A 25473-nucleotide genomic window follows, 5' to 3' on the forward strand; every position below is an offset into this window, starting at 1 on the left:
GTCTCGAACAGGCCGCCGCCCGCCATCAGCGGGACGACCGACAGCATCTTGGCGCTGGTGCCCAGCTCCAGGATCGGGAACAGGTCGGTCAGGTAGTCGCGCAGCACGTTGCCGGTGACCGAGATGGTGTTCTCGCCGCGGCGGATGCGCTCCAGGGAGAGCTTGGTGGCCTCGACCGGGGAGAGGATCTGGATGGTCAGGCCCTCGGTGTCGTGCTCGGGGAGGTACTTGTTGATCTTCTCGATCAGCACGGCGTCGTGGGCGCGGTGCGGGTCCAGCCAGAACACGGCCGGGTCGCCGGTGGCGCGGGCGCGGGTGACGGCCAGCTTGACCCAGTCCTGGATCGGCAGGTCCTTGGTCTGGCAGGCGCGGAAGATGTCGCCCGGCTGAACCGGCTGCTCAAGGACGGTCTCGCCGTTCAGGTCGACCAGGCGGACGGTGCCGGCGGCGCCGATCTCGAAGGTCTTGTCGTGGCTGCCGTACTCCTCGGCGGCCTGGGCCATCAGGCCGACGTTCGGGACCGAGCCGATGGTGGCCGGGTCCAGCGCTCCGTGGGCGCGGCAGTCGTCGATGACGGCCTGGTAGACGCCCGCGTAGGAGCTGTCCGGCAGAACGGCGAGGGTGTCGGCCTCCTGGCCGTCCGGGCCCCACATGTGGCCGGAGGTGCGGATCATGGCCGGCATCGAGGCGTCCACGATGACGTCGCTGGGGACGTGCAGGTTGGTGATGCCCTTGTCGGAGTCGACCATGGCGAGGGCCGGGCCGTCGGCGATCTCGGCGTCGAAGGAGGCCTTGATCTCGGCGCCGTTGGCGAGCTTGTCCAGGCCGGCCAGGATGCCGCCGAGGCCGTTGTTCGGGTTCAGACCGGCGGCGGCCAGGTCGGCGCCGAACGCGGCGAAGGTCTTCGGGAAGAAGACGCGGACCACGTGGCCGAACAGGATCGGGTCGGAGACCTTCATCATGGTGGCCTTGAGGTGCACCGAGAACAGCACGCCCTCGGCCTTGGCGCGGGCGACCTGCGCGGCCAGGAACTCGTTCAGCGCGGCGACGCGCATCACGGACGCGTCGACGACCTCGCCGGCCAGCACCGGGACCTTCTCGCGCAGCACGGTGACGGCGCCGTCCTCGGCGACCAGCTCGATGCGCAGCGCGCCGTCGGCGCCGATCACGGCGGACTTCTCGGTGGAGGCGAAGTCGTTGACGCCCATGGTGGCGACATTGGTCTTCGAGTCGGCCGACCAGGCGCCCATGCGGTGCGGGTGGGTCTTGGCGTAGTTCTTCACCGACAGCGGGGCGCGGCGGTCGGAGTTGCCCTCGCGCAGCACCGGGTTGACGGCGGAGCCCTTGACCTTGTCGTAGCGGGCGCGGACGTCGCGCTCCTCGTCGGTCTTCGGCTCGTCCGGGTACTCCGGCAGCGCGTAGCCCTGGGCCTGCAGCTCCGCGATGGCGGCCTTCAGCTGCGGGACGGAGGCCGAGATGTTCGGCAGCTTGATGATGTTCGCGCCGGGGGTCTTGGCCAGCTCGCCCAGCTCGGCGAGGGCGTCCGCGATGCGCTGGTCCTCCTGGAGGTACTCCGGGAAGACGGCGATGATCCGACCGGCCAGCGAAATGTCACGGGTCTCCACGCTCACACCTGCGGTGGCGGCGTAGGCCTGGACAACCGGCAGGAAGGAGTACGTGGCGAGGGCGGGGGCCTCGTCCGTGTGGGTGTAGATGATGGTCGAGTCAGTCACCGTAGCTCCAGCTTCCACGTCTGCAACGTCTTGACGTCAAGATATCTCGACTCGGGGGCATCTCCGCAACCAACCCCCCGTACGCGTCGCACCGACCGGCCCCACCGGCCCGCTCCGGAGCCCGTTCGCCGGCGCCCGCCCGGGCTCAACGACGCTCCGCCCGGGCGGCGATGTTGCGGGCCATCCCGCCGAAGACGACCGCGTGGAACGGCGCGACCGACCACCAGTAGGCCTGGCCGGCCAGGCCGTGCGGGTGGAACAGGGCGCGCTGGCGGTAGTGCGCGCCGGCGCCCTCGGGGGTGACGGTGAGCTCCAGCCAGGCCAGGCCGGGCAGCCGCATCTCGGCGCGCAGCCGCAGCAGCCGGCCGGGTTCGATCTCCTCGACCCGCCAGAAGTCCAGCGAGTCGCCGACCCGCAGCCGCCCCGGCGAGCGCCGGCCGCGCCGCAGTCCGACGCCGCCGGCCAGCCGGTCGAGCGCGCCGCGCACCCACCAGGCGAGCGGGAACGAGTACCAGCCGTGCTCGCCGCCGATGCCCTCCACCACCTGCCAGAGCGCCTGCGGGTCGGCGTCCACGTGCCGCTCCCGGACGTCCTGGTACAGGCTCCCGCCGGCCCAGTCGGGGTCGGTGGGCAGCGGGTCGCTGGGCGCGCCCGGCAGCGCGGCCGAGGACCAGCGGGTGGCGACCTCGTCGTCGCGGATCCGGCGCAGCGCGAGGGTGACGGCCCGATCGAAGCCGGTCGCGCCGCCGGGCGGGTCGGGGATCCACCGGGCCAGGTCGTGCTCGGCGCACACCACCTCGTACCGCAGCGACTCCACCAGCGGTCGGGCCAGCCCGCCGGGGACGGGCGTCACCAGGCCGACCCACTGCGAGGACAGGCCCGGGCTGAGCACCGGCACCGCAAGGATCAACCGGCGCCGCAGACCCGCCGCGAGGGCGTAGCGCTGCATCATCGCCCGGTACGTCAGCACCTCCGGCCCGCCGATGTCGAACACCCGGTCGGTGTCCGGGCCGTCCGGCAGGCCGGCCGCGCCGACCAGGTACCGCAGCACGTCACGCACCGCGATCGGCTGGATCCGGGTGTCCACCCAGCGCGGCGTGACCATCACCGGCAGCCGCTCGGTGAGGTGCCGCAGCATCTCGAACGAGGCCGACCCGGAGCCGATCACCACCGCCGCCCGCAACTCGGTGACGGCCACCCCGCCCTCGCGCAGCGCCCACCCGGTGGCGACCCGGGACCGCAGGTGCGGCGACAGCTGCCCCTCCGGCACGTCACGGGGCACCAGCCCGCCCAGGTAGACGATCCGCCGCACCCCCGCCCGTGCGGCGGCCCGCCCGAACGCGCGGGCCGCGTCCCGGTCCACCGCCTCGAAGCCCGGCCCCGTGCCGAGCGAATGCACCAGGTAGTAAGCGACGTCCACCCCGTCGAACGGCCCGTCGAGCGTCTCGCCCCGAGTGACGTCCCCCGCGACGACCTCCACCGCCCCCCGCCACGGATGGTCCCGCAGCCGCGCCGGCTCCCGCACCAGACACCGCACCTCGTGCCCGGCCGCCAACAGCTCGGGCACCAGCCGCCCCCCGAGATACCCCGTCGCCCCCGTCACCAGACACCGCACCGCCACCATCGCCTCCTCGCTCCGCTCCGGTCAGTTCAGCCGATCATCGTCGTCCCGGCCAGCCCGGGTCCCGGCGGTCCGGGCGCGGCGGTGGGCGGCGACGCGTTCGCGGGTGGCGCACCGGCGGGAGCAGTAGCGGCGCTCGATGCCGCTGCCCTGGGTGAGGTACACGTTCCCGCAGCGGGACGCGGCGCAGCTCCCGCCGGGCGGGCAGCCGCGTTCCCACAGCAGGACGGCGAGGGCCAGGCAGGACGAGGCGATCAGCCAGTCGTCCCACGAGGCGTCGTCGTCGTGGTCGAGGTGGGGGTGCCAGCCGGTGGCGCCGCCGTGGGTGGTGAGCCGCAGCGGGCCGGTGCGTTCGCGCAGCAGGCGGTTGAGGACGGCGGCCGCGCCGTCGGTGTCGGGCGCGACGAACACCTCCCGCAGGAGGGCGGCGGCGGCGCACAGGGCGTCCACGTCCCCGGCGGTGAGGTCGACGGGGTCGGGTTCGCCATGGGCGCGCAGGATCGCGGCGAGGTCGCCGGGGGCCGGGTCTCCGGCGAAGGCGTTGATCACGGCGGCGGCGCGCCGGGCCGAGGTGAGGACGGACGGTCGCAGCGGCGGGTCGGTGGCGGCGGGTGTGGTCGGCACGTCGGCAATGTAACGCATCTTGTCGAGTTTTCCGTTACCGACGTAGCGTCCGGCAGGTGACCAGGTGTTCTTTCCTCGGACGGTGTCTGACCGGGGCCGCGATGGCCCGAACGGGCGACGAGATGTCGGGGCCCGCCCTGCTGCTGGCGGGTTTCGCCGCAGCGGGCTCCGCCGGCGAGGCCTCGGCCCTGCTCGCGGCGCTGACCGCCGCATCGGCGCTCGGCGGCCCCCTGCTCGGCGTCCACCTCGACCGCGCCCGCCACCCCGGCCGCCTGCTCGCCCGGGCCCTCGCGCTGTACGCGGCGGGCCTCCTCGCCGTCCTCGCAGCCCTGGGCCGGCTCCCGCTGCCCGCAGTCCTGGCCCTGGCCGCCGCGACCGGCCTGCTCGGCCCCGCCCTCTCCGGCGGCTGGACGGCCCAACTCCCCCGGGTGGCACCGCCCGACCGCCTCCCCCGCGCGAACGCCCTCGACGCCATGACGTTCGACACGGCAGCCCTGGCGGGCCCGGCCCTGGCCGGCACGATCGCGGCCACCCTCGGGGCGGACGCGGCGGTCCTCCTCGCGGCAGTCCTGATCGCCGCCGCCCTACCGGCGGCCTGGACGCTGCCCGCCCGCGACAACGCCTCCGGCAGCACCCACCCGGGCCGAGACGTCGCCTCCGACCAGGACGACTGCCCCAACCGGGACATCGGGCCGGACCGCGACGAGCCTCAACCGGACGACGACGAAGCCCACTCCGACCGGGACCGAGCCCGACCGAGCCACGACCGCACCCACCCCGAACATGGCATCAGGTCGAGCCACAACGAGCCACGACCGGACGACGACGAAGCCCACTCCAGCCGGGACCAAGCCCGCCCACGCTCCGTCGACGCCTGCCCGGGCCAGGACCCCCGGCCCGACCGTCACCGCGCCCACCCGGACCAGCACGCCGCCTCGCACCACGACGATCCCTGCTCCGACCAGGACCCGACCGGTGTCCGCCCAGCCCGCGGCTCCGGCTCCATCCGCTCCGAACTCGCCTCCGGCCTAAGGTTGTTGACGTCCCGCCCGGCGCTGGCCCGGGCAACGTTCGTCTCGGTCGGCGCCTGCGCCGGCCAGGGCATGCTGGCGGCCTGCCTCCCGCTGCTCGGCGAACGCACGCTGGGCGGCGCGAGCCGCGGGCCGCTGCTGCTGACGTGCACGGCGGTGGCCGCCCTGCTGGCGAACGCGGCGCTCGCCCGTCGTCCTCACCTGCTCGCACCGGACGCGGCGGTCCGCCTCGGCGCGCTGCTGCAGGCCGTCGCGCTGGCCCTGGCCGCGACCGGCGCCAACGGCCGGCCGTGGGTGCTGCTCGCGGCGGCCGCCCTGGCGGGCCTCGGCGACGGACCGCTGCTGACCGGCCTGTTCGCCGTCCGCCACCGCGAGGCGCCGGCCCACCTGCGGAGCCAGATCTTCACCACCGGCGCCAGCCTCAAGATCACCGCTTTCGCCCTGGGCACCGCCCTGGCCGGCCCGCTCGCCACCCACTCCGTCCCGGCCGTCCTCGCCCTCGCCGCCGCCCTGACGGCCGCCACGACACTCGTCGGACCGCGAGCAGCAGAGCCCGCGTCCGACGGGTGAAACTGCTCGTCGTCGGGTTCGTCCCGCCGCTCCCACACGCCTGCGGCAACCAGTTGGAGAAGCACCTCGTGCAGCGCGTTCCCCAACGGGTTGTCGGTCCAGAAGACCCATTTGACGTGCGTGAACGTCACGGGCGCGACAAGGGTCCCGAGCTCGAAGGCGGCGCCGTCCCAATCGTTCCAGTCGCCCAGGCGCTCGCGGGCGATCCATGAGCCTGAGCCCGGCCAACCCGCCTTCACCGCAAGCGACTTCGTCAGGTGCCCGACGCAGTGCTGATCGTCCGTCCGGTGACCGTCGCGGGGGTCAGGCGGACCCAGCGGCCGTGGGCCGGGGGCTGGGGGAGTTCGGCGAGCAGCGCGGGTTCGGTGACGTAGGCGAGGGGGCCGGTCATCAGGACGCTCCAGCCCTGGCGCAGGTCGGGGTCGGCGTGGTCCACCTCGAAGGCGGCCTCGCCGCCCGCGGCGGGGGCGAGCACCCCGTCCGGGTTGGTGCGGTAGAGCACGGTGCGGTCGTGCACCAGGTAGCTGACCGGGCGCACCACCGGGCCGTCGGGGCCGGTGCGGGCGAGGCGGCCGAGGCCGCTCGCGCCGAGGCGGTCCCAGCAGTCGACGGTGCCGAGTTCGCCGAGGACGGGAGGTCCGATCATCGGGCGGTGGTCGGAGCGGGGTGCGGCGCTCGCGCCGTGGACGCGTTCGGCGGGGCGGCCGGAGACCAGTTCCTGGTAGTCCAGGCCGAGGACCGCCGCGAGGCGCAGCAGCGCCGGCGGGTCGAAGTCGCTGTCGAGTTCCAGCACTCGGCGCAGGTAGGCGATCGACATGCCGGCCCGGGTCGCGGCCTGCGCCTCGGTCAGCCCGAGGTCGGCGAGGCGGTCGGCGAAGCGCCGGGCGCGCGCGGTCTGCGGGGCGGGGGCACCGGCTGTGTGTTCGTTGGTCACTTCGGTCACCTCCCTGACGGTGGCGGTACCCCCATGGTGCGCGCCCGGGGGCGACTCCGGCAGAGGCGTTGGGCCCGTTTGGACCCACGGCGACGCCCGATCCACCGAAGGGACCAACGTCCCACCCGACCGGGCCCCGCGACCCTGGCGGGCCTTCTGGCGTGGGGGAAGAGTGGTCAGCGATCCCGAGGCGGGCCAAGAGGCCCGCAGGGAACCCGAACAGGGAAAGGCACTGCCATGACTCGTCCCGTTCTCGCCGCCGTCGACGCGTCCGTCCGCAGCCGGGCCGCCGCTCACTGGGCCGCCCAGGAGGCCGGTCGACGGGGCGCTCCCCTGCGGCTGCTGCACGCCTGGCCGTACCTCGGCCGCAAGGCCAACGACCTGGTCAAGATGGACGACCTGGAGATGGGCGCGCAGAGCATGCTGGGCGACATCGTCCAGGAGCTGGCCGCGGCGTACCCGGGGGTGGCGGTCTCCTCGGCGCTGGTGCCGGACTCGGCGATCGACGGTCTGACGGAGGCCGCCGAGGAGGGGCAGCTGCTGGTGATCGGCACCCGGGGCCTGGGCGGGTTCCGCGGGCTGCTGGTCGGCTCGGTGAGCCTGGGCGTGGCCGGCCGGTCGAAGACCCCGGTGGTGCTGGTCCGCGAGGGCGGCCCGGCCCTGGAGTCGCCCGAGCCGGAGGTGACGGTCGGCTTCGACGCGCTCGAACCGGCGGACGCCGTCCTGGAGTTCGCGTTCGAGGAGGCGCAGCTGCGCGGCGCCCGGGTGCGGGTGGTGCACGGCTGGGAGCTGCCGCCGACCTACGGTTACGCGGGCTGGGTCCCGGTGGAGACCGAGCGCCAGGAGCTCGGTGCGCTGGCCGTCGGCATGGTCGCCGACGCGGTCGCGCCGTGGCGGGAGAAGTACCCGCGGACTCTGGTGCTGGAGGACGTCCGGACCGGTGGCGGCGCGGCCGCGCTGGTGGAGGCGTCCGCGCAGTCGGACCTGGTGGTGGTGGGCCGTCGCCGCCGCGCCCTCAACATCGGCCCGAAGCTCGGCTCGGTCGCCCACGCGGTGATCCACCACGCGCAGTCCCCGGTGGCGGTCGTCCCGCACGACTGACGCCCCCTCGATTCCCGGCCCCTCCCCCGGGCCGGGTCGCCAGGCCGCCTCGTCCTCACCCACCGCCTCCGGGTGACGACGGGGCGGCCGCGCGTTGTCGTACCCGGCGGGCAGGCTGACCGGCATGGACAACGACGAGTTCTGGCAGCTGATCGACTCCGCCCGGGCGGCGGCCACGCCCGCCGTCCCGTTCGAGCGGGCCCTGGTGGACGTCCTGGCCACCCGCCCGGAGCCGGAGATCCTGCGCTTCGAGGCCTGCTTCGACCGCCTGCACCACGCCCTGTACCGGTGGGACGTCTGGGCGGCGGCGTACCTGATCGGCGGCGGCTGCTCCGACGACTCGTTCATGGACTTCCGGGCCGGCGTGATCTCCGAGGGCCGCGCCTGGTACGAGAAGGTTCTCGCTGGGCCGGACGTGATCGCCGAGCACCCGGCGGCGGTCGGCGAGAACCGCTTCGAGGCGGAGGACGTGTTCTTCAACGAGGCCGTCAACTACGCCGCGTCGTACGCCTTCGAGCGCCGCACCGGCGACCGGGCCGGCTTCCACCTGGCCTACGAGCGCCACCGCGCCGAGCTGGGCACCGCCCGGGTCGGGCCGGTCGAGCGGGACGCGGGCATGGGCGAGCCGTTCGACTTCGACGACGACGCCGAGATGCACCGCCGCCTGCCCCGCCTGGCCGCGCTCTATCTCGTGGACTGACCATCCTTGCAACACAGTTGACGATCCGTCAGCGGTCGAAGCGGAACGCCAGCAGCGTCGCGTCGTCCTCCGACAGCGGGCCGGACATGTCGCGGACCACGGCGTCCACCAGGTCCTGCAGGGTGGGCTCCGCGGCGTGCGCCTCGACGGCGGCGCACAGGGCGTCGAGGCGCACGTCGATGTCCTGGTCGCGGCGTTCGATCAGGCCGTCGGTGTAGAGCAGCACGGTGTCGCCGGGCCGGACGAGCGTCTCCGCGGCGCGGTAGGCGGCCTTCGGCAGGACGCCGAACGGCGGGCCGATCTCGGCGGGCACCAGGGTGGCCCGACCGTCGCGCAGGAGCACCGGCGGCGGGTGGCCGGCGCAGATCCAGCGCAGCAGGTGCCGGTCGGGGTAGTAGCGGGAGACGATCGCCGTGGCGGTGGACTCGTCGCTGTCGTCGCAGGCGATCCGGTTGAGCCAGCCGCCGAGCGACTCCACCAGGGCGCCGGTGAACGCCAGCCCGGCCAGCGCGTGCCGCAGCATGGACATCAGCGCGACCGCGTCCAGCCCGTGGCCCCGCGCGTCGCCGACCGCCAACAGGGCGCGCCCGTCCGGGAGTTGGCGGACCTTGAACCAGTCGCCGCCGACCCGTCCCTCGGCCGGGCGGTAGGCGACGGCAGTGGTGACGCCGAGGCCGATCAGCGTCGCCGAGCGCGGTTGCAGGGCGTCCTGGAGGCGTTGGACGACGGAGTGCTCGGCGTCCGCGCGGCGGGCCTGGCGCTCCGTCTCCTCCTGCTGCTCGCGCAGTCGGCGCTGGCTCTCGTACAGCTCGGTGACGTCCTGCAGGACGGCGCGCAGGCCCTCGATCGGGCCGCCCTCGTCGCGGACCACCTCGGCCACCAGCCGGACCCGGCGGGGCCGGCCGACGCCGTACAGCTCGGTGAGCACGTCGATGTCGGCGCCGGTGGTGAGCAGCCGGTCCAGGGCCCGGTACAGCGCGGGGCGGGCGGTCTCGGTGACCCGGCCGAGCATCTCGTGGAGGGTGAGGGTCTCGGTGTCGGGGGTGCGGCCGAGCAGCACGGCCAGGCCCGGCGAGACGTCGAGCCGGCCGTCGCGCAGCGTCCACTCGGCCCAACCGACCCGGGCGATCCGCTGCGCGGCCCGGGCCACCTCCTCGGTCCGGTCGTCGGTCCACAGCAGCAGCAGACGGCGGCCCAGCCGGTGCACGGTGAGGCGCTCGCGGCGGCTGCGGGCGCTGCCGTCCGGGCCGGCGCCGTCCCACCGCACGGGCACGCCGCGCGCGGCGTGCCCGGTGCGCAGCACCTCCTCGACGGCGGTCGCGACCGGCTCCGTCCACAGCCCCGGGTACGCCTCCCGCAGCGACACGCCGTGCCCCTCGGCAGCCTGCCCGGACAGCTGCTCCGGGTGGTGCGGGTGCCGGACGACGGCCTCGTTGGCGATCACCACGGCCAGGTCCAGCACTGCGCCGTCGGAGCCCCGGACGGGTTCGGCGAGCACGGCCGCCTGCGGGACGGCGTCCAGCAGGCGGTGCAGGTCCTGCTCCGGCGGGCGGGCCAGGTCCGGGTCCAGCACGGCGTCCGGGACGATCGGCGGCGGTCCGGGCGCGAGCTCCGGCCAACGGACGAGGTGCTCCTCGCGCAGCCGGCGGACGGTACGGCGCAGCGCCTCGCCCCAGTCGGCCTGCTCGGCTCGCCCGTACAACCCTCGCCCCTCTCCGCTCGGCGTTCCCTGCCACTGTTCCGGCCCGCTCCACCGCCCGACGACCGCACCGGCCCGGACGGGTGAGCGCCGCCACCCGCCCGGACCGACACTACGTCACCACCTGTCCACGGACCGGGGAACCCCCAGCTCAGGCGGGGCGTTGTCGGCACGGAACGATCTTCGGTTCAAGTGGAGGACCAGCATGTCAACGGCCTTGGCCAAGGGCGCCAACGTTCCCGTGCTCCGGGACGGCAAGGGCTCGGCGAGCGTCCTGATCGGCCTCGGGTGGCAGGCCGCCGGCGAGTATGACCTGGACGCGAACGCCCTGCTGTGCGACGCCGACGGGAAAGCGGTTTCCGACCAGCATTTCGTCTTCTTCAACAACCTCACCAGCCCCGACGGCGCCGTCACCCACCTCGGCGACCCGGGCGACGGCACCGACCGCGAACGGCTGCGCGTCGACCTCGGCGCGGTCGAGGCCCGGGTGGAGCGGATCGTCTTCACGGTGGCGATCTACCAGGCCGACCAGCGCCACCAGGCGTTCGGCTCGGTGCACGGCGCGTACGTCCGGGTGGCGGACGCGGCGGGCGGCGGCGAGCTCGCCCGCTACGAACTCGGCCCGGAGCTGACCACCGAGACCGCCGTCGTCTTCGGCGAGCTCTACCGGCACGGCGGCGACTGGAAGTTCCGGGCCATCGGCCAGGGCTACTCGTCCGGCCTGGCCGGCATCGCCACCGACTTCGGCGTCGCGGTCCTCGCCCCGGCGCCGGCCACGCCCGCGGCAGCCGCCCCGCCCGCGGCTTCCGCGGCTCCTGCCGTGCCGCCGATGCCTGCCGCTGCCCCGGCCACCGTGGCCGTCCCTGCACCGCTCCCCGCGCCATTGCCCGCGCCCACGGTGGCAGTGCCTGCCGCCGTCCTGCCCGAGCCCTCCGGAGGTTCCCCGGTGACCTGCTTCTTCGACCCCGCCCACGGCCCCGGCACCGCGGCCGTCCTGTGGTCCCCGCAGTGGGGCGTCCCGCGCCAGATCCAGTCCTGCGGCGCGTGCGCCCAGCGCGTCCAGACCACCCCGCCGCCGTACTACACCGCCCCCGCGGCCGCCGGCTACCCGCAGCAGGGCTACCCCGCCGCCCAGCCCGGCTACCCCCAGCAGGGCGGCTACCCGCCCGAGCAGCCCCAGGGCCGCCGCTTCGGCACCGGCGCGCTGATCGGCGCAGGCGCGGCCGGCCTGGTCGGCGGCGCCCTGCTGAACGAGGCCCTCTCCGACGACGCGCCGGACGTGGTCGTCAACAACTACTACGAGGACTGATCCTTCCTCGGCTGCGCCCCGGCCGGTGATCCCGGGCCGGGGCACAGCAACCGGAAAACGCTTTCCCGCTCCGGTGGGGCGATGCTCGACCGAGGCGTTCCGGCGGACGCGGGCGGGATGTGCCCGCGGTCGGCGAGCCGCGGTTCCGGCGTGCCGGTGCGCGCATGCCGCGGGCGAAACCGATGGCCGGCACTGGTGCTGGCACCGAAACCGGAACCGCTCCGTCGACAGGGTGAAGTTCCCTTCGGGCGACTGCCTGATGGTTCGTCACCGCTCTACCGTGCTCCGGGAGTTCCGGCGGACAGGTGCGTCCCGCCGCCCGGGCGAGAGAGCGGAGACAGGGATGCCGGCTGACGTGAAGAACCAGAAGTTCACCATGCTCTTCGACTGGTTCGACCAGGGCGGCGACGGTGTGCTCACACACGACGATTTCCGGGCGATGGGGGCACTCTTCGGCAGGCTGGCCGCGCCGGACGACCGGGAGAACGCCTCGGCGATGCGGAGCGCGTTCGAGGAGTGGTGGCGTGTGCTGCTCCCCCACGGCGACGCCAACGGGGACGGGCAGATCGACCGCAAGGAGTTCCTCGACCTCATGGTGGCCGACGTCACCGCTCCGGAGCACTTCGAGAAGGCGGTGCTGGCGATCGCGGACGCGCTGATGCACGCACTGGACACCGACCATGACGGCGTCCTGAGCAAGGACGAGTACGTGCGCATGTACGACGCCCTGAGAATCCCGCCCGTGCACTCGGAGGATGCGTTCCGGCGGCTCGACCGCGACGGAAACGGGGTGATCGGCCACGACGAGTTCCGGACGGCCATCACCGAGTTCTACCTGAGCAGCGACGAGAACGCGCCCGGGAACTGGCTGATCGGCCCCATCCAGCAGGGCACCTGACTCGCGCCGGGGCGCACCGGCCCCGCCTGCCGAGGGGGGACCGGGCGCGAACTCGGCGCTGCACGGACTCGGCCCTGCACGGACTCGGCGCTGCGCGAACTCTTGACGGTGCATCGACCAACACCTACGGTGCGGACACCGGTGGCCCCGGGCGGGTGGCCACGGCATCCCCCGTTCCGCGCCAGGAAGGGCGGCCGCGTTGCCCGTTCACCCGCTCCCCCACCCGAGCGGCGCCAGCCCCCAGCCGGGCGGCGCCGACCCGTTCCCGATCCTCGACCGACCCGAACGATCCGACCGGCCCGACCGGCTCGATCCCGAGCGGCCGCCGTCCGGGCCCGGCCCGACGCTCGCTCAGGTCGCCGCGCACGCGGGCGTGTCCAGCGCCACCGCGTCCCGGGTGCTGAACCGGTCCGCGCCGGTCTCGGCGCAGATCGCCGCGCGCGTCGAGTCCGCCGTCCGCGAGCTGCGCTACGTCCGCCGCCGGGCGTCCGCCGCGACCTCCCGCGACACCGGCGCGATCGCCGTCGTCGCCTTCGCGGACGTCCTGCGCTTCCACGCCGACCAGTTCCCCGTCCGGCTCCTCGCCGGGGCGCAACGCGTCGTCCCCGACCGGGAGTTGGTGGTCCTCACGGCGGGGCCCGGGCCGGCCAGGCCGTCGCTGGTGCGGTACCTGTGCGGCGGCCACGTGGACGGGGTGCTGCTGGTCGGGCGGTGGGGCGATCCCGCGCTGCCCGGGCTGGTGCAGGCGGCGGGCGTGCCCGTGGTCGCGCTGGGGCGGCCCCCGCAGTCGCAGCGCCTGGCGCACGTGGACGCCGACAACCTGAGCGGCGCCCGCGCCGCCGTCCGTCTGCTGCACCGGGCCGGCCGCCGACGGATCGCCACCATCGCGGGCCCACCCGACACCGCCGCCGGCGCCGACCGCCTGGCCGGTTACCGCCGCGCCCTGCTCGACCACGGCGATCCGACCCGCTGCGCGGTGGCCTACGGCGACTTCGGGTCCCGCTCCGGCGAGCACGCCATGGTCCGGCTGCTCGACCAGTTCCCGGACGTGGACGCCGTGTTCGCCGCCTCCGACGCGATGGCCGTCGGCGCCCTGCGCGCCCTGCGCCGGCTGGGCCGCCGCGTCCCGGACGACGTCGCCGTGGTCGGTTTCGACGACTCCCCCGCCGCCGCCTCCGCCCGCCCCGGCCTGACCACCGTCCGCCAACCCGTCGAGGACCTCGGTGCCCGCGCCGTCGAACTCCTCCGCGACCCGTCCCCGACCCGCTCGGTCGTCCTCCCCACCCACCTGGTGGTGCGCCAGTCCTGCTGAGCGGCGCGGCGTCGGCTCCAGGCGCGGTTCCGGCCCGTGACCGGCTCCGGCACGAACCCGCGCAACGGGTCGCCGGGGCCGTCCGGGGTGGACCTGCTGGACCTCGCGCGGCAACGGCGTCGGCCCGGACCCGATCGTGCCGCACGGCTCGGGCTTCGTCGCTCCCCCGGTGGTGCCCACGGGGCCTCCTCGGCGAGGACAGCCTCGGGCCGACTCTGCGATCATCGTCGAAATCCGGGCCCCGACACCGGCGAACCACTGAGCAGCGAGGACGACATGGCAGACACCTGGCGACAACTCCAGCCCCTGCGCGTGGCGCCGGCCTGGGTGATCGACATGAACAGCCTCTACGCCGTCGACCCGTCGCCCGACACCATGGAGTGGTTCTACGGATCCGTGCTGATCAGCGGCCACCTGGTGCACAACGGGCTCTGCTTCGACGCCCGTTGGGAGCCGGAGGGGGATCCCGACGGCTGCTACCAGGTCGATTTCCTGCAACTCGCCGGGTTCCCGCGCAAGGGAACCCCCACCGGCGTGCACACCTGGTTCGGCACCTGGACCACCCGGAGCCGGGCCGAACTCGTCGCGGTCCTGGAGGAGTTCATGTTCACCACGAACCCGCCGTCCGGGATCGAGCCCCCGCCTCCCGCTCAGTGACACGCCCCGTCGACTGCGGCTCCGCCATCAGCACCACCCGGTCCGTGACGGGATCGAACCCGAGCACCGGATTCCCGTGGTCACCCTCGGCGGTCATCGCCACCACCTTGCCCAACCGGCGCCCGATCGTGCGCAGCAGGCCGCACAGGAGGTCCACCCCCGCCTGCCCCTGAAGCTCGCGCAGGTCGACGTCGAATTCGATCTCCTCCGCGGACCTCGGCCGGAAGATCACCAGCACCCCCGCCACCGGCTGAACCCGCAGCTCGACCGTCTCCGCATCGACCGGACGCGCGAACACCTCCGCAGCAGCCGGAAGCGCCCCGCCCGGGCTGACGCCGACCCGCCACTCCCACGCCCACCCCGACGCCTCGACCAGGTCGAACAGCGCCTGCCAGTCCTCGACCGAGACCTCCGACACGAACAGGTCGGGCAGAGCGCCCATCAGATCAGGGTCGAGAAAGTCCCTGACGTCGTCCCACAGCAGATCCGGCATCCCCTCATCCTGCCCTGACGACCCACCTCGCGGCCGCCCGGCCCGGACGAAGTCGCGGTACTCGCTGGGCCGTCCCTTCGTCGACCCGGCGGCCACGGACCGCCCCGGCCCGCACGAAGTCGCGGCACTCTCACTGGGCCGTCCCTCTGTTGACCCGATGGCCGCGAACCGCCCCGGCCCTCCGAGGGCGGGCACCTCGGGCGCTCCCGCTGCCGGGGGAATCGACGAGGTCGCAGAACCTCCCGTTCCCGACGTCCGCCGCCAGGCGGAGAACGACCCAAAAGCCGGTCGGTCCGGTCGGCTTCGAACTGGTCCACGCCCGCCGCACCACGGCCTGCGCCGAGGCGCTGGTGCGCACCGAGGAGGCCGGCCTGATCGGCCCCGGCATCCGCTACGACGACCCGACGGGCACCACCCCCTCCCAGCTTCCTCGCCTTCTCCGTCCAACTCCCCCTCCCCGTCTGCTTCTTGCTAGACGACTACACGGCGGCGAGCCAGTGGGGCGGCAGATTCGGGCCCAACATGACGCTGGTGAACCGGAGTTCGACGGCGATCAGCGTCTGGTCGGCGACGTGGACGTTCCCGAGCGGGCAACAGATCGGCTCGCTCCGGAACGGCACCGTCACCCAGCCCGCAGTCCGGCGCGCCGGTCACCGTCACCGCCGTGGGCTACAACTCCGTGATCCCGCCCGGCGGTTCGGCCTCCTTCGGCTTCAACGGCAGCCGGACCAGGGCGGACACCGCGCCGTCCGCCGTCACCCTCAGCGACACATCCTGCACGGTGAAGACCGGCTGGCGGCAGGCGAGTTGCGCTACCGCGCGGGGGCGATCTCGATCCGGGTGACCAGGCCGCCCGGGTCGAGGCGCAGCCGGATCAGCGCGTAGGGGCGGCCGGCGGGGGCGATCACCGCGCCCGGGCGGCCGTCCAGCAGGAGCGGGGTGGCGAGCGCGATGCGGGCGGCGAAGGCGCGGGTCTCGGTGGCGATGGCGTCCGCGCCGTGGACCTCGGTGGGGGCGCCGGGCGGCAGCAGGCGGGGATCGGCGGTGCGGACGGCGCCGGGGGCCAGCAGGGCGACCAGGCGGCCCAGGTCTCCGCCCCGGGCGGCGGCCAGGAAGGCCTCCACGACCAGCAGTTGGGAGGCGGCGGGAGTGCCGGGTTCGGGCCGGCCTGCCCGCAGCGCGGTCCGGGCCCGGCTGGCCAGCTTCTTCGCCGCGTCGGGTCGGACGTCGAGGACCTGGGCGACCTGGTCGAACGGGACGGCGAACAGGTCGTGCAGGACGTAGGCCACCCGCTGGCGGGGCGGGAGCGCGTCGAGCAGCACCAGCAGGGCCCGGGAGACCTCCTCGCGGCGCAGGAACGCCTCTTCGGCGGCGAGTTCCTCGGACCGGAAGTCCAGGTCGAGCAGCGGGAGTTCGGGCCGCCGGGCGCGGGACCGCAACTGGTCGACGCAGAGCCGGGCGGTGACGGTGGTCAACCAGCCGTCGGGGTTGTCCAGGGTGGTGGCGTCGAGGGCGTGGACCCTGGTCCAGGCGGTCTGCACGGCGTCCTCGGCGTCCTGCTGGGAGCCGAGGACGCGGTGGGCCAGCGAGAGCAGTCGGGGCCGGGCCGCCTCGAAGTGTTCGATCAGTTCCACGACAGGGGTCACCTTTCGGGTGCGGGGGTCGTCAGGAGGGGCGAGAGAGAACGACCGGCCGGGCCCGGACGGGTTTCCGCCCGGTCCCACCTGCACCTTCGAAGTGAATCGTGGAGTCGTGATGAGTGTACTGTGCGCCGATCCCCCGTCCTGGCAGGCGGATTCGTCGGACCTGGGGTGGCGGCGGTGAGCGGGGTGACGCAGGCGGTGCTGTCGGCCGTCACGGTGTGCTGCGTGCTGGCGAACGCCTTCGAGGTCGGGGCGAAGGCGCTGCGGGCCCGGTTCGTGGTGCAGAACGCCACGGAGGTGGGCCTGGCGCCGCGCTGGATTCCTGCGCTGGCCGTCCTGGAGGGCGCGGGCGCGGCCGGCGTGTTGGCCGGCCTGTGCGGGCTGCGGCAGTTGGGGCTGGCGGCGGCGGTCGGCCTGGTGCTGTTCTTCGTCTGCGCGGTGCTGGCGCACCTGCGGGCCCGGGTGCTGCACAATCTGGCGTTCCCGCTGGTGTTCCTGCTGCTGGCGGCCGCCGCTGTCGCCCGTTTCCGGTGAACCCGCCTGCTCCTGCCGTCAGTTGACGGCGGGCTTCCAGCCGAGCAGCGGGCCGAGGCGGGTGGCCAGGTCGGTGAGGATCTGCGTGTAGTCCTCGGGTTCGAAGGTGAACGGCAGCGCGACCGCCACCTCGTCCACCTCGCGGAACGCCTCGTGCGCGTACAGCAGTTCGGCGAGCTGCTCGGCGTTGCCGACCAGGTCGGGGGCGAACAGCAGCCGGGCCGGGCCGTGCGGGACGAGCGTCCGGGCGTGCCGGGAGGCCGCGTACGCCCGGTACTTGGCGCGCTGGGCGGGGGTGGCGCTGTCGGTGGGGATCACCACCAGGCCCTGTGAGACCCGGGCCCGTTCGCCGTCGGGGTGGGCGGCCCGGAAGGCCTGGATCTGGCCGAGTTGGATGCTCGCGAACTTCTCGCCGTCCTGCTCGGCCTTGACCACGTTGCTGGTGAGCAGGCGCAGGCCCTGCTGCCCGGCCCAGCGGGCGGAGCGCAGGCTGCCGCCGCCGTACCAGACCCGCCCGGCCAGTCCGGGGACGTGCGGCTGGACGCGCTCGGAGTACGACTCGATGCCCTCGACGCCGCGGAAGGCGCTTGCGGTGTCGCCGCGCAGCAGGCCTAGCAAGCGCTCGACCCGGCCGTAGCCGAAGTCCTCGCGGTCGGCGGTGTCGGGGTACAGCGCGTCCTTGACGTCCTCGTAGTGCGCGGGGATGCCCACGCTGACACCGGGGTTGAGCCGACCGCCGGACAGCACGTCGACGGTCGCCAGGTCCTCGGCGTAGCGCAGCGGGTTCTCCCAGCCGAGCGGGGTGACGGCGGTGCCGAGGGCGATCCGCCGGGTGCGCTGGGTGGCGGCGGCGAGCACGGTGAGCGGCGAGGAGATGCCGTACTGGAGGTGCCGGTGGCGCAACCAGGCGCTGTCGAATCCCAGTTGCTCTCCGAGTTCGATCAGGCGCAGCGTCGCTTCGTGGCCTTCGGCGGGGCGGCGCTCGTCGAACAGTCCGATGGTCAGAAAGCCCAGCGAACGCAGTGGCCGGTCGGGGGTGGGCACCGGGTTCCTCCTTGCACGGCGGCGACCCCGTGCGGCCGCCCGTCCCGCTTCCGTCACGCTCACACACCGGGGGCGGCGCGATCAACGGGGCGGCGGGTGATTGTGACGCGGTGCAATCCCGCCGCAATGGTGCGAAATCCGGCCGTCCCACCCGACGGGGTCGCCGGGCGCAGTCGACGCCCCGGCGGAGGCCGCCGCCGAGCGGGCTCCGGCCCGCCCGGTCGTGCCGCGCCTCCGTTTCCGGCGTTCCGTCAGCCCCGGTAGGTCTCCAGCAGCCGCAGCCACACCTCGCTGATCGTCGGGAAGGCGGGGACGGCGTGCCAGAGCCGGGAGAGCGGGACTTCGCCGGCGATGGCGATGGTGGCGGAGTGCAACAGCTCGGCGACGCCGGGGCCGACGAAGGTGACGCCCACCAGGGTCTCCCGGTCGAGGTCGACGACGGCGCAGGCGCGGCCCCGGTAGCCGTCCGCGTACAGCGAGGCGCCGGCCACGTTGCCGAGTTCGTAGTCCACGGCGCGGACCCGCAGGCCCGCGTCCTCGGCCTGACGCCGGGTCAGTCCGACGGCGGCGACCTCGGGGTCGGTGAAGACGACCTGCGGGACGGCGGCGTGGTCGGCGGTGGCGACGCTGCGGCCCCACGGCGCGAGGTCGAGGGGGCGGCCGGCGGCGCGGTCGGCGATCACCTGGCCGAAGATCCGGCCCTGGTACTTGCCCTGGTGAGTGAGCAGCGCACGGTGGTTGACGTCGCCGGCCGCGTACAGCCAGCCGCCGGGGACGCCGGTGGCCACGCCGCTGTCGTCGGTGGCGATCCAGTCGCCGGGCGTGAGGCCGACGCTGTCCAGCCCGAGGTCGGCGGTGTTCGGGACGCGTCCGGTGGCGAACAGCGCCTCGTCGGCGGGCAGCCGGGTGCCGTCGGACAGGTCGAGCGTGAGCGTGCCGTCCTCGGCGCGGTGCACGGCGGTGACGGAGACGCCGAGTCGGACGTCGACCCCGGCCTCGCGCAGCCCGTCCGCGACCAGCTGCCCGGCGAAGTCCTCCGTCCGATCGAGCAGCCGTCCGCCGCGCACCAGCAGCGTGACCTCGCTGCCCAACGCCCGCCAGGCGGTGGCCATTTCGACCGCGACGACCCCGCCGCCGACCACTGCGAGCCGCCCGGGCGCACTGCTCGCCGAGGTGGCCTCCCGGCTCGTCCACACCTTGGCCTCGGCCAGCCCGGGGAGCTTCGGCAGCGCGGCCCGCGTCCCGGTGCAGACGGCGACGGCGTGCCGCGCGGTGAGCGTGCGCGAGCCGCCGTCCGAGGTCTCGACGGTGACGCGCCGTTCGCCGTCGAGCCGCCCGTGTCCGCGCACCAGCTCGACGCCCACGGACTCCAGCCAGGCCGCCTGCCCGTCGTCCTGCCAGTTCGAGGCGAACCCGTCCCGCCGCTTCAGCACCGCCCCCGCGTCGAGCTCCCCGCCGACGGCCTCCCGCACTCCGGCCAACCGTCGCGCCTCGGCCAACGCCGCCGCCGGCCGCAGCAGCGCCTTGCTGGGCATGCACGCCCAGTACGAGCACTCGCCGCCCACCAGTTCCTGCTCGACGACCGCGACCGTCAGCCCGCCGGCCCGCGCCCGATCCGCGAGATTCTCCCCGGTCGGCCCTGCCCCGAGCACCACCAGGTCATAGCTGTCGCCGTCCGCACCCATCAGCAGCCGCCCTCCCACATCCGTCGTCCGTGTCACTTGGCCGGGGCCGTGCACTGCCGTCCCGTCACGCCCATTCGTACACCACGGGCCACAGCCTGCACACGCGCCTCACGGGAGGCCGGCCCGACGCACCCGCGGGGCCCGTTACCGCCGCGTCACCACCGGCTCGCCCGGCCGACCGCTGACGGGGTCCACGGTGAAGACCACGATCTCCTTCTCCGACGTCACCGTGACCTGGTTCGGCCCGGACCACTCGGCGCCCCGGAAGTAGCCGCGCCCGTCCTCTTCCCCCCACCACCCCAGATCCCAGTGCCGGGCCGACCAGCCGCTGCCCGTCAGCACCTGGATGCGGTAGACCGGGTCGAGCGTGACGAGCTCTGTCACGACCAGCACGTTCCCCGGCTGCTCCGGGCCGGGCTTGCGGTTCGTCTCCCGCCACTCCACGCCGAAGACGGACCACACGAACAGGAACGGCACTGCGGCGAACCCGAGAGCCACCAGCGAGATCAGGCACCCGGTCCGCGACCACCAGCCCCGGACCCCCACCATCGCCGAAACCACGACCAGCCCGACCGCGGCCCCCATCAACTGCACCGGATTGTTGAACCAGCGCTCCACCTCCACCAGCCCACCCGAGCGCGCGGCTTGACTCCCCACCAGATACGCCGCAATCGGCACCACCGCCAGGCCCCTCAGCCCCCACGCGATCCACCTGCGCCGCGCCGCTGCCATCCGGTCCCCCCTTGATGATCGGTTTCGCGGACAGTACTACGAAGGGTCGGCGATGGCTTGCTTACGACGCCCGAACGGGCAGCCCCGCGCCTCGCGACGGCCGCCCGTTCCCTCCCCTGCGCTTACCGGCCAGGCACCGAGGCGGCGAGGTCATTGAGGGCGGCGTTGACGACCTGCCAGCCGATGCCAAGGGTGTCGCGGTCGGGCCGGTGCGGTTCCTCGGCCTCAGCCGCGGGGTGGACAAAGTTTCGGTACTCGCGCAGAACCTGACTGAACCGCTCGGCATCCGCCTCGACCCAGCCAACCGCATAGCACTTATCGATGAGCACCTTCAGACCCACCTTCCTCGGCTCCGCCCGACCCAGCAGGGACCGGTCTCGCTCCAGAATTACTTGCAGCAGGACACCTTCCAACAGGCTGCCGAGCATCACGATAGCTGCCACGTGCGCACCGTTGGCGTAACAGGTGCGGGCCTCGTCGAGGCGGCGTTGGAGCAACAGGGCCATCTTGGGGTCGGCGACGATGTCGGTCATCGCGGCCTTGAGCTCGGAAGCGCCGTACTCGGAAGGGTGGGCGAGGGCCGGGTCGCAGGGCAGCAGGCGGGGGCCGCCGCCGGTGCCCTCCAGGCGATAACCCTCGTGCACCAGGAAGGAGTTGACCGCGGCGACCACGTCGGCGAGCAGTTCCGGTTCATCCAGGTATTCGCGGGCGTCAGCCAGTCGAAGCAGAACCTTCTCGATCTCGGCGGGCTGGTCGCGGCGGCCCATGAGCAGTTCAAGGGCCCACTCGCGGCGGAACTGGCCGTCGTACTCAGGGACGTCCTGCCAGCCGGCACGGCGGAGGAATCCGGCGATCTCGTACCCCCTGCGGTAGTAGAGGTCGTCCTCGCCGGTGACGACCCGGGAGAGTTCGGTGACGGTCTTCTCGTCGAGCAGCGGGCTGTCGGGCAGGACACGGGCGGCGCTCATTGATTTCCTTCGGTGTCGGTGTCGTTGACGGAGGTGTCGGTGCGATCGATGGTCCCGGTCTCCTCGTCGGCCTGCTCGTCGCCCGGTTCGGGCAGCAGCAGGGGCGACCAGGGCTCCTCGGGGGCGCCGGTGGGCCGGGGCTGGTGATAGTTGGCGGGCCGGATCCCCTGGCGGTCGAGTTCCTGCCACAGGCCGGCCAGTGCCTGCTCGGGGTCGAACCGGAATTCGCTCTCCGGAATTCGCCAGAACTTCCAACCGACGCGCTGGAGTTCGCGGTCGCGCTGCTGGTCGTGACGGAGCTGTTCGAGTGTGGAGTGATAGCGGTCTCCATCGCACTCGACGCCGAGCCGGCCGCGGGCACCGACCACCACCAGGTCGATCCGCTTGTTGCCGGCGGGGTACTGCGGGACGACGTGGTAGCCGCGCTCCTTGATCCGCAGGTAGACCTGCTGCTCGAACAGCGAGTCGAAGGGCTTGCACGGCACGTCGGGAAGCACGAGGCCGATGTCGTCCAGTTCGGCGAGCGCGGCGGGTGGGTTCTGCATGTAGGAGAGCAGGTTGAGCCGAAGGTCTCCGGGCTTCAGCTGGTCCGGCGGGACGGAGTAGAACAGCCGCATCTGATCCTGCGCCCGGCTGGCGGCCACGTTGTAGGCCTGCTGTTCGTTGCGCAGCCCGCCAGCGATCTTGCGAACCCGGTCCACCACCATGGACAGCAGGATGACGTGACGTTCGTCGCCCTGGAACATCGCGGCGTCGCCCACCCGGATCCGGTGCTTCTCCCGCGCAGGTGCCGGGATCCGCTGCTGGATCAGCTGCTCCAGTAGCCTCACCTGGGCCCCGTAGCTACCGCCCTGGAGCACAATGACACCCATGGTCCGACCCTCGTATGCGGGGTCGGCGGTGAGTTCGGCCAGACAGTCGACGATCGCCTCGGCCTCTTTGTGGTTCCGGATCCGCTGGTCGCGACCCTCGGCGACGCCGTCGGCGACGTAGTGGGTCAGCAACGGGTCGAGCCGGTCGCCGCCGTACTGGCGCAGCGGGATCAGCCCGGGCGGGGTGTAGAAGGTGGCGGAGGACCAATTGATGATCTCCGGCATGCAGCGAAAGTGCTCCTGGAGCCGGATGGTGGACGGGAAGAACGTGGACAGCAACTGGTAGAGGTTCGAGTGCGGCATGTACAGCTGCCTCAAGTGCCGCGGCACGTCCGGGAGGTGGGCGGTGAGCCGGTCCTGGATCTGCTGGGAGCGCCCGAAGCCGGTGACCGGCGGGGTGCACTGCTTGTCGTCGCCGACCACGATGATCCGGGGTGCCAGCCAGAGCAGGAACAACGCGTCCATGCCGGCCTGGCTGGCCTCGTCGACGATCACCACGTCGAACGCGTCCTGGCGGGGTTCGATCATTTCGGCGACCCGGGAGATCGGCATCACCCAGGCGGGGACGGCGCTCTGCGCGATCTGCATGGCGCTGCGCGCGGCGGCCCCGAACTGGGCGGCGCTTTTACCCTTGCCCTTGCCGTAGGACGCCATGTGCGCGCGGTAGGCCTGCAGGGCTGAGCGCTGTTCGTTGGTCATCCGCTCCAGGCAATGCAGCCGCCCCTTGGCGGCGGCCAGATCGCCGGTCAACTCCTCCAGTTTCGCTTCGTGTTCGGTGAGCTCGGCATCCAACCGCTGTTCCCGGCCGGGCGCGCGCTCGTCCTCGACGAACCGGCGGGCACCGGCCCAGGCCCAGGCCTCGTCGAGCCGGGCGAGGCGCTGCGGCCAGTCGGGGTCGCGGCACTCCTGCGCGAGCCGGCCGGCCAGGGCGGGCGATGCGGCGGCAAGCGTGTCCAGCAGGTGCCTGCAGCGCTGGCCCCGATGCTGCCGGGTGTGGGCGGCGGCGTAGGCGTCGAGCTCCTTGGTGTAGCGGTCGAGGTCGTGGTCGGCGACGGCCTGCGCCATGGCCAGTGATTCGGGGGTGGGGGATGAGCCGTCGGCGGGTGCGCGCAGCGACCGTTCCCAGCCGGCCAGCCGTTCGGTGGCTTCCTCGGCGCGCTGTCGGCCGGACATGGCGGTGACCGCGGAGGTGAAGTCCTGCCAGGACTGGGGGCTCGTCAGGTCGAGGAACACCGAGCGACCGACGAGCAGTTCGTCGATCCGTTCACGCAGCCCGCCGAAGCCGACGATCGTGGCGAGGTTCCAGTAGCGTTCCTGGAGGTCGGCAAGGCGCACCTCCAGCGGGCCGTCGTCGAGCGGAGCACCGGCTTGGGCCCAGCGGACGGCGACAGTGGCCAGGATCAGATGCGCGCGCAGGTGGGCGAGGACCGCGTCGAGGTCGGCGGCGTCGGCGGGCACCCGACCGTCGATCCGGCACCCGGCCAGCAGATCTTCGGCCTCACGCAGCGCCCTCGGGGTGAACAGTCCGCGCAGGGTCCGCGGCCCGGCGAAGTGTCTGCGCAGTTCGGGGACGGCGTCGGCAATCCGATTGGCCTGTTCGGCGGTGAGGTCGGACGGCAGGGTCACGGTCCGGACGCCGACGGCGGCCAGCGCGGCGGCGGTTTCGGTGAGGGCGGGTTCGGCGTCGGCGACGCGCTCCCACAGGGCTTGGCGGCGACGGGCAAGCCGATCGGTCAGAGCGCGCGCCGTCCAGTCGGCCTCGCCCCACCGGCGAGCGTCCCAAGGCACACCGAGGCGGTGCAGCAGGCCGCGTCCGGCATCGAGAAGGGCGACCAGGTGGTCGGTGGTGGGGGTGTCGAGTGCCGTGAGTCGCGTACGCAGCGCGGCGGCCTCGGCGGACAGCCCGGCCGTGGCGGGTTGGGCGTCGGCGATGGCAGTGGCGACCTGGCCGGGGGTCGGCAGCAGGCTCGGTGCGGGCGGCAGCGAGCCGGCGGACCAGTCGGTGGCTCCCTCCCGCAGCAGCACCACCAGTTCTTCGGCTTCGACGGAGGTGAGCGGAGGTCGCACGGGCGCATGGTCGGACAGGCTGCCGATCCAGGACAGCCCGGGTGCGGCGTCCTGGACGCGCTGCACGATCGCGGCGAGGGTTCCGGAATAGCCGGGCGCGACCTCGGGGTGCTGGTAGAGCTCGGCCTCCCGCAGCGCGATGATCTTCTCGGTGAGGAGCTTCTGCCGGCTCTGCAGTTCCTGCCGACTTCGGGTCAGCCGACGGATCTCGTCCCGAAGTTGGGCGGGGTCACCGGTAGCAGCCTGGTCGCTGAGCGCGTTGACGGTCCGCTCGAGTTCACCGGCGCCGTCCTGCCGGGCACCGGACAGCAGCAGGACGCACAGGTCGCGGATGGCGGGCGGCAGTTTGTCGCGCAGCACGGTCAGGGCGTGGTCGCGGGCACTGGTGACCAGGACCCGCTGGCCCTGGGCGAGCAACGCACTGAGCAGGTTGGCGATGGTGTGGGTCTTGCCGGTACCCGGCGGGCCCTGGACCACCACACCGGTGTCGCGTTGCAGGCGGTCCAGGACGGCACGCTGCTGGGCATTGGTCTTGAGCGGGAACAGTGGATCCTCGTCGAACAGACCTCGGGTAGGGGTGTCGGCCCAGGCGGCCCGTTCCTGCGGGTTGAGGGTCATCACCAGCTGGGCCAGCCCGAGTGGGGCTTGGCGTTCGGACACCACGGCCTGGGCGATCCGCTCGTAGCAGCGCAGGACCGCATTGCGGTCGAGCGGGCGCAGCATCAGCGCGGGCGCGAAGGTCAGCCGCACACCGGCGTCGGGGGCGGCCGGGGGCCGCCAGCCGGCGTTGAAAGACACCGGCCGCGGCAGAACAAGCTCCTGCCAGCGGGTCAGGCACTCCAGGGCTGCCTCGCCGAGCGGATGCACGGGGTTCGCGGAGAGTTCCTCGGCAAGCGCGGTGGAGCGTTCCTGCACCAGGCCGTCGTCGCTGTCCAGGAAGTCCTGATCCTCCAGTCGCATCTCGCCGTCGGTGGTGAGGTGGACGGTGATGCGGGCGGTGCGGCGGTCGACGTGGGTGACGGCGCGGCGCGTGAACACGTGCCGATGCAGGGCAGTGCCCCGCGGTTCGCTCCACGCCAACAGGCCGGTGCCGAGGACCAGTTCGACCTGGTCGTCCTGCTGCACCAGACGCTGGTGCCAGCGGTAGACGGTCTCGTACAGCGCGCGCAGCGGCCGGTCGGCCCGCTCGCGTTCGGCCCACCGGCGCCAGCGGCTCAGCCAATTGCCATACGCGCGCAGCACTTCG

At 73.5% G+C, this 25473-nt stretch carries 21 protein-coding genes and 1 pseudogene; 10 read left to right on the forward strand and 12 right to left on the reverse strand.

The genetic code is table 11. From position 1 onward, the window contains the following. From IEZ12_RS10270 to IEZ12_RS10280, 3 genes are all read right to left on the reverse strand, one after another. Positions 1-1733, reverse strand: a 1733-nt coding sequence (locus IEZ12_RS10270) for an NADP-dependent isocitrate dehydrogenase (RefSeq protein ID WP_229847400.1), incomplete at its 3' end; no start/stop codon positions are given. A gap of 145 nt (positions 1734-1878) precedes the next feature. Beyond that, positions 1879-3357, reverse strand: coding sequence for an SDR family oxidoreductase (locus IEZ12_RS10275; RefSeq protein ID WP_189271722.1), 1479 nt, complete (start codon positions 3355-3357; stop codon positions 1879-1881). 21 nt (positions 3358-3378) lie between these two features. Next, complete coding sequence (locus IEZ12_RS10280) at positions 3379-3996, reverse strand: CGNR zinc finger domain-containing protein (protein WP_189271723.1); 618 nt, start codon at positions 3994-3996, stop codon at positions 3379-3381. Positions 3997-4034: 38 nt separating this feature from the next. Between IEZ12_RS10280 and IEZ12_RS10285 the strand changes: the two genes are divergently transcribed. Then, positions 4035-5579, forward strand: coding sequence for an MFS transporter (locus tag IEZ12_RS10285; protein ID WP_189271724.1), 1545 nt, complete (start codon positions 4035-4037; stop codon positions 5577-5579). A 253-nt stretch (positions 5580-5832) separates the two neighbouring features. Here the strand turns inward: IEZ12_RS10285 and IEZ12_RS10290 are convergent, their stop codons facing one another. Next, positions 5833-6513 carry a pyridoxamine 5'-phosphate oxidase family protein gene (locus tag IEZ12_RS10290; protein ID WP_189271725.1) on the reverse strand — a complete coding sequence of 227 codons (681 nt, stop codon included), beginning with the start codon at positions 6511-6513 and terminating at the stop codon, positions 5833-5835. Between the two features lie 237 nt (positions 6514-6750). Between IEZ12_RS10290 and IEZ12_RS10295 the strand changes: the two genes are divergently transcribed. Together IEZ12_RS10295 and IEZ12_RS10300 are read left to right on the forward strand one after the other, a co-directional pair. Next, positions 6751-7614: a universal stress protein gene (locus tag IEZ12_RS10295; RefSeq protein ID WP_189271726.1), complete on the forward strand. Its 864-nt coding sequence runs from the start codon at positions 6751-6753 to the stop codon at positions 7612-7614. A 124-nt stretch (positions 7615-7738) separates the two neighbouring features. Then, positions 7739-8314, forward strand: a complete 576-nt coding sequence (locus tag IEZ12_RS10300; RefSeq protein WP_043909330.1) for a DUF4240 domain-containing protein — start codon at positions 7739-7741, stop codon at positions 8312-8314. Positions 8315-8342: 28 nt separating this feature from the next. On the opposite strand, the gene IEZ12_RS10305 is transcribed toward IEZ12_RS10300, so the two are convergent. Next, positions 8343-10016: a PP2C family protein-serine/threonine phosphatase gene (locus tag IEZ12_RS10305; RefSeq protein WP_189271727.1), complete on the reverse strand. Its 1674-nt coding sequence runs from the start codon at positions 10014-10016 to the stop codon at positions 8343-8345. A gap of 202 nt (positions 10017-10218) precedes the next feature. Here IEZ12_RS10305 and IEZ12_RS10310 point away from each other — a divergent pair, with 202 nt between their 5' ends. The 4 genes from IEZ12_RS10310 to IEZ12_RS10325 all read left to right on the forward strand — a co-directional run bounded on the left by IEZ12_RS10310 (position 10219) and on the right by IEZ12_RS10325 (position 14189). After that, the gene (locus IEZ12_RS10310; protein ID WP_189271728.1) at positions 10219-11322 is read left to right on the forward strand and encodes a TerD family protein; all 1104 of its coding nucleotides are present in this window, start codon (positions 10219-10221) and stop codon (positions 11320-11322) included. 343 nt (positions 11323-11665) lie between these two features. Further along, positions 11666-12220 (forward strand): EF-hand domain-containing protein, encoded by a 555-nt coding sequence (locus tag IEZ12_RS10315; RefSeq protein ID WP_189271729.1) that lies wholly within the window; start codon positions 11666-11668, stop codon positions 12218-12220. Between the two features lie 199 nt (positions 12221-12419). Beyond that, on the forward strand, positions 12420-13532 hold the full coding sequence (locus IEZ12_RS10320) for a LacI family DNA-binding transcriptional regulator (protein WP_229847401.1): 1113 nt from the start codon (positions 12420-12422) through the stop codon (positions 13530-13532). Between the two features lie 276 nt (positions 13533-13808). Then, a complete protein-coding gene (locus IEZ12_RS10325; RefSeq protein ID WP_189271730.1) occupies positions 13809-14189 on the forward strand; it encodes a hypothetical protein in 381 nt (126 codons plus the stop codon). Here IEZ12_RS10325 and IEZ12_RS10330 read toward each other — a convergent pair. Next, a complete protein-coding gene (locus tag IEZ12_RS10330; RefSeq protein WP_189271871.1) occupies positions 14140-14682 on the reverse strand; it encodes a hypothetical protein in 543 nt (180 codons plus the stop codon). The genes IEZ12_RS10325 and IEZ12_RS10330 overlap by 50 nt on opposite strands. 522 nt (positions 14683-15204) lie before the next feature. Between IEZ12_RS10330 and IEZ12_RS40555 the strand changes: the two are divergent. Both IEZ12_RS40555 and IEZ12_RS40560 read left to right on the forward strand, forming a co-directional pair. Continuing rightward, positions 15205-15249, forward strand: a pseudogene (locus IEZ12_RS40555) (hypothetical protein); the annotation flags it as partial. A gap of 112 nt (positions 15250-15361) precedes the next feature. Beyond that, on the forward strand, positions 15362-15526 hold the full coding sequence (locus IEZ12_RS40560) for a hypothetical protein (protein WP_373295460.1): 165 nt from the start codon (positions 15362-15364) through the stop codon (positions 15524-15526). Here IEZ12_RS40560 and IEZ12_RS10345 read toward each other — a convergent pair. Continuing rightward, a complete protein-coding gene (locus IEZ12_RS10345) occupies positions 15495-16316 on the reverse strand; it encodes a sigma-70 family RNA polymerase sigma factor (RefSeq protein ID WP_189271732.1) in 822 nt (273 codons plus the stop codon). The genes IEZ12_RS40560 and IEZ12_RS10345 overlap by 32 nt on opposite strands. 186 nt (positions 16317-16502) lie before the next feature. Between IEZ12_RS10345 and IEZ12_RS10350 the strand changes: the two genes are divergently transcribed. Further along, positions 16503-16859, forward strand: coding sequence for a DoxX family protein (locus IEZ12_RS10350; protein WP_189271733.1), 357 nt, complete (start codon positions 16503-16505; stop codon positions 16857-16859). An 18-nt stretch (positions 16860-16877) separates the two neighbouring features. Here the strand turns inward: IEZ12_RS10350 and IEZ12_RS10355 are convergent, their stop codons facing one another. From IEZ12_RS10355 to IEZ12_RS10375, 5 genes are all read right to left on the reverse strand, one after another. Then, positions 16878-17903, reverse strand: a complete 1026-nt coding sequence (locus tag IEZ12_RS10355; protein ID WP_189271734.1) for an LLM class flavin-dependent oxidoreductase — start codon at positions 17901-17903, stop codon at positions 16878-16880. A gap of 251 nt (positions 17904-18154) precedes the next feature. Next, a complete protein-coding gene (locus IEZ12_RS10360; protein ID WP_189271735.1) occupies positions 18155-19588 on the reverse strand; it encodes a dihydrolipoyl dehydrogenase family protein in 1434 nt (477 codons plus the stop codon). A gap of 144 nt (positions 19589-19732) precedes the next feature. After that, positions 19733-20320, reverse strand: coding sequence for a hypothetical protein (locus tag IEZ12_RS10365; RefSeq protein ID WP_189271736.1), 588 nt, complete (start codon positions 20318-20320; stop codon positions 19733-19735). A gap of 122 nt (positions 20321-20442) precedes the next feature. Beyond that, positions 20443-21288 carry a hypothetical protein gene (locus tag IEZ12_RS10370; protein ID WP_189271737.1) on the reverse strand — a complete coding sequence of 282 codons (846 nt, stop codon included), beginning with the start codon at positions 21286-21288 and terminating at the stop codon, positions 20443-20445. Beyond that, complete coding sequence (locus IEZ12_RS10375; protein ID WP_229847403.1) at positions 21285-25469, reverse strand: PDDEXK-like endonuclease domain-containing protein; 4185 nt, start codon at positions 25467-25469, stop codon at positions 21285-21287. Before IEZ12_RS10375 ends, IEZ12_RS10370 begins: the two co-directional genes overlap by 4 nt. Positions 25470-25473: the final 4 nt, after the last annotated feature.

Origin of the sequence: Kitasatospora griseola, from assembly GCF_014648555.1 — a bacterium.
Lineage (GTDB): Bacteria > Actinomycetota > Actinomycetes > Streptomycetales > Streptomycetaceae > Kitasatospora > Kitasatospora griseola.

Coding starts and splice junctions, on each gene's coding strand:
- IEZ12_RS10275 (WP_189271722.1), bottom strand. CDS start 3,357: ATGGTGGCGGTGCGGTGTCTGGTGACGGGGGCGACGGGGTATCTCGGG.
- IEZ12_RS10360 (WP_189271735.1), bottom strand. CDS start 19,588: ATGGGTGCGGACGGCGACAGCTATGACCTGGTGGTGCTCGGGGCAGGG.
- IEZ12_RS10325 (WP_189271730.1), top strand. CDS start 13,809: ATGGCAGACACCTGGCGACAACTCCAGCCCCTGCGCGTGGCGCCGGCC.
- IEZ12_RS10315 (WP_189271729.1), top strand. CDS start 11,666: ATGCCGGCTGACGTGAAGAACCAGAAGTTCACCATGCTCTTCGACTGG.
- IEZ12_RS10310 (WP_189271728.1), top strand. CDS start 10,219: ATGTCAACGGCCTTGGCCAAGGGCGCCAACGTTCCCGTGCTCCGGGAC.
- IEZ12_RS10330 (WP_189271871.1), bottom strand. CDS start 14,682: ATGCCGGATCTGCTGTGGGACGACGTCAGGGACTTTCTCGACCCTGAT.
- IEZ12_RS10280 (WP_189271723.1), bottom strand. CDS start 3,996: ATGCGTTACATTGCCGACGTGCCGACCACACCCGCCGCCACCGACCCG.
- IEZ12_RS10365 (WP_189271736.1), bottom strand. CDS start 20,320: ATGGCAGCGGCGCGGCGCAGGTGGATCGCGTGGGGGCTGAGGGGCCTG.
- IEZ12_RS10295 (WP_189271726.1), top strand. CDS start 6,751: ATGACTCGTCCCGTTCTCGCCGCCGTCGACGCGTCCGTCCGCAGCCGG.
- IEZ12_RS10300 (WP_043909330.1), top strand. CDS start 7,739: ATGGACAACGACGAGTTCTGGCAGCTGATCGACTCCGCCCGGGCGGCG.
- IEZ12_RS10370 (WP_189271737.1), bottom strand. CDS start 21,288: ATGAGCGCCGCCCGTGTCCTGCCCGACAGCCCGCTGCTCGACGAGAAG.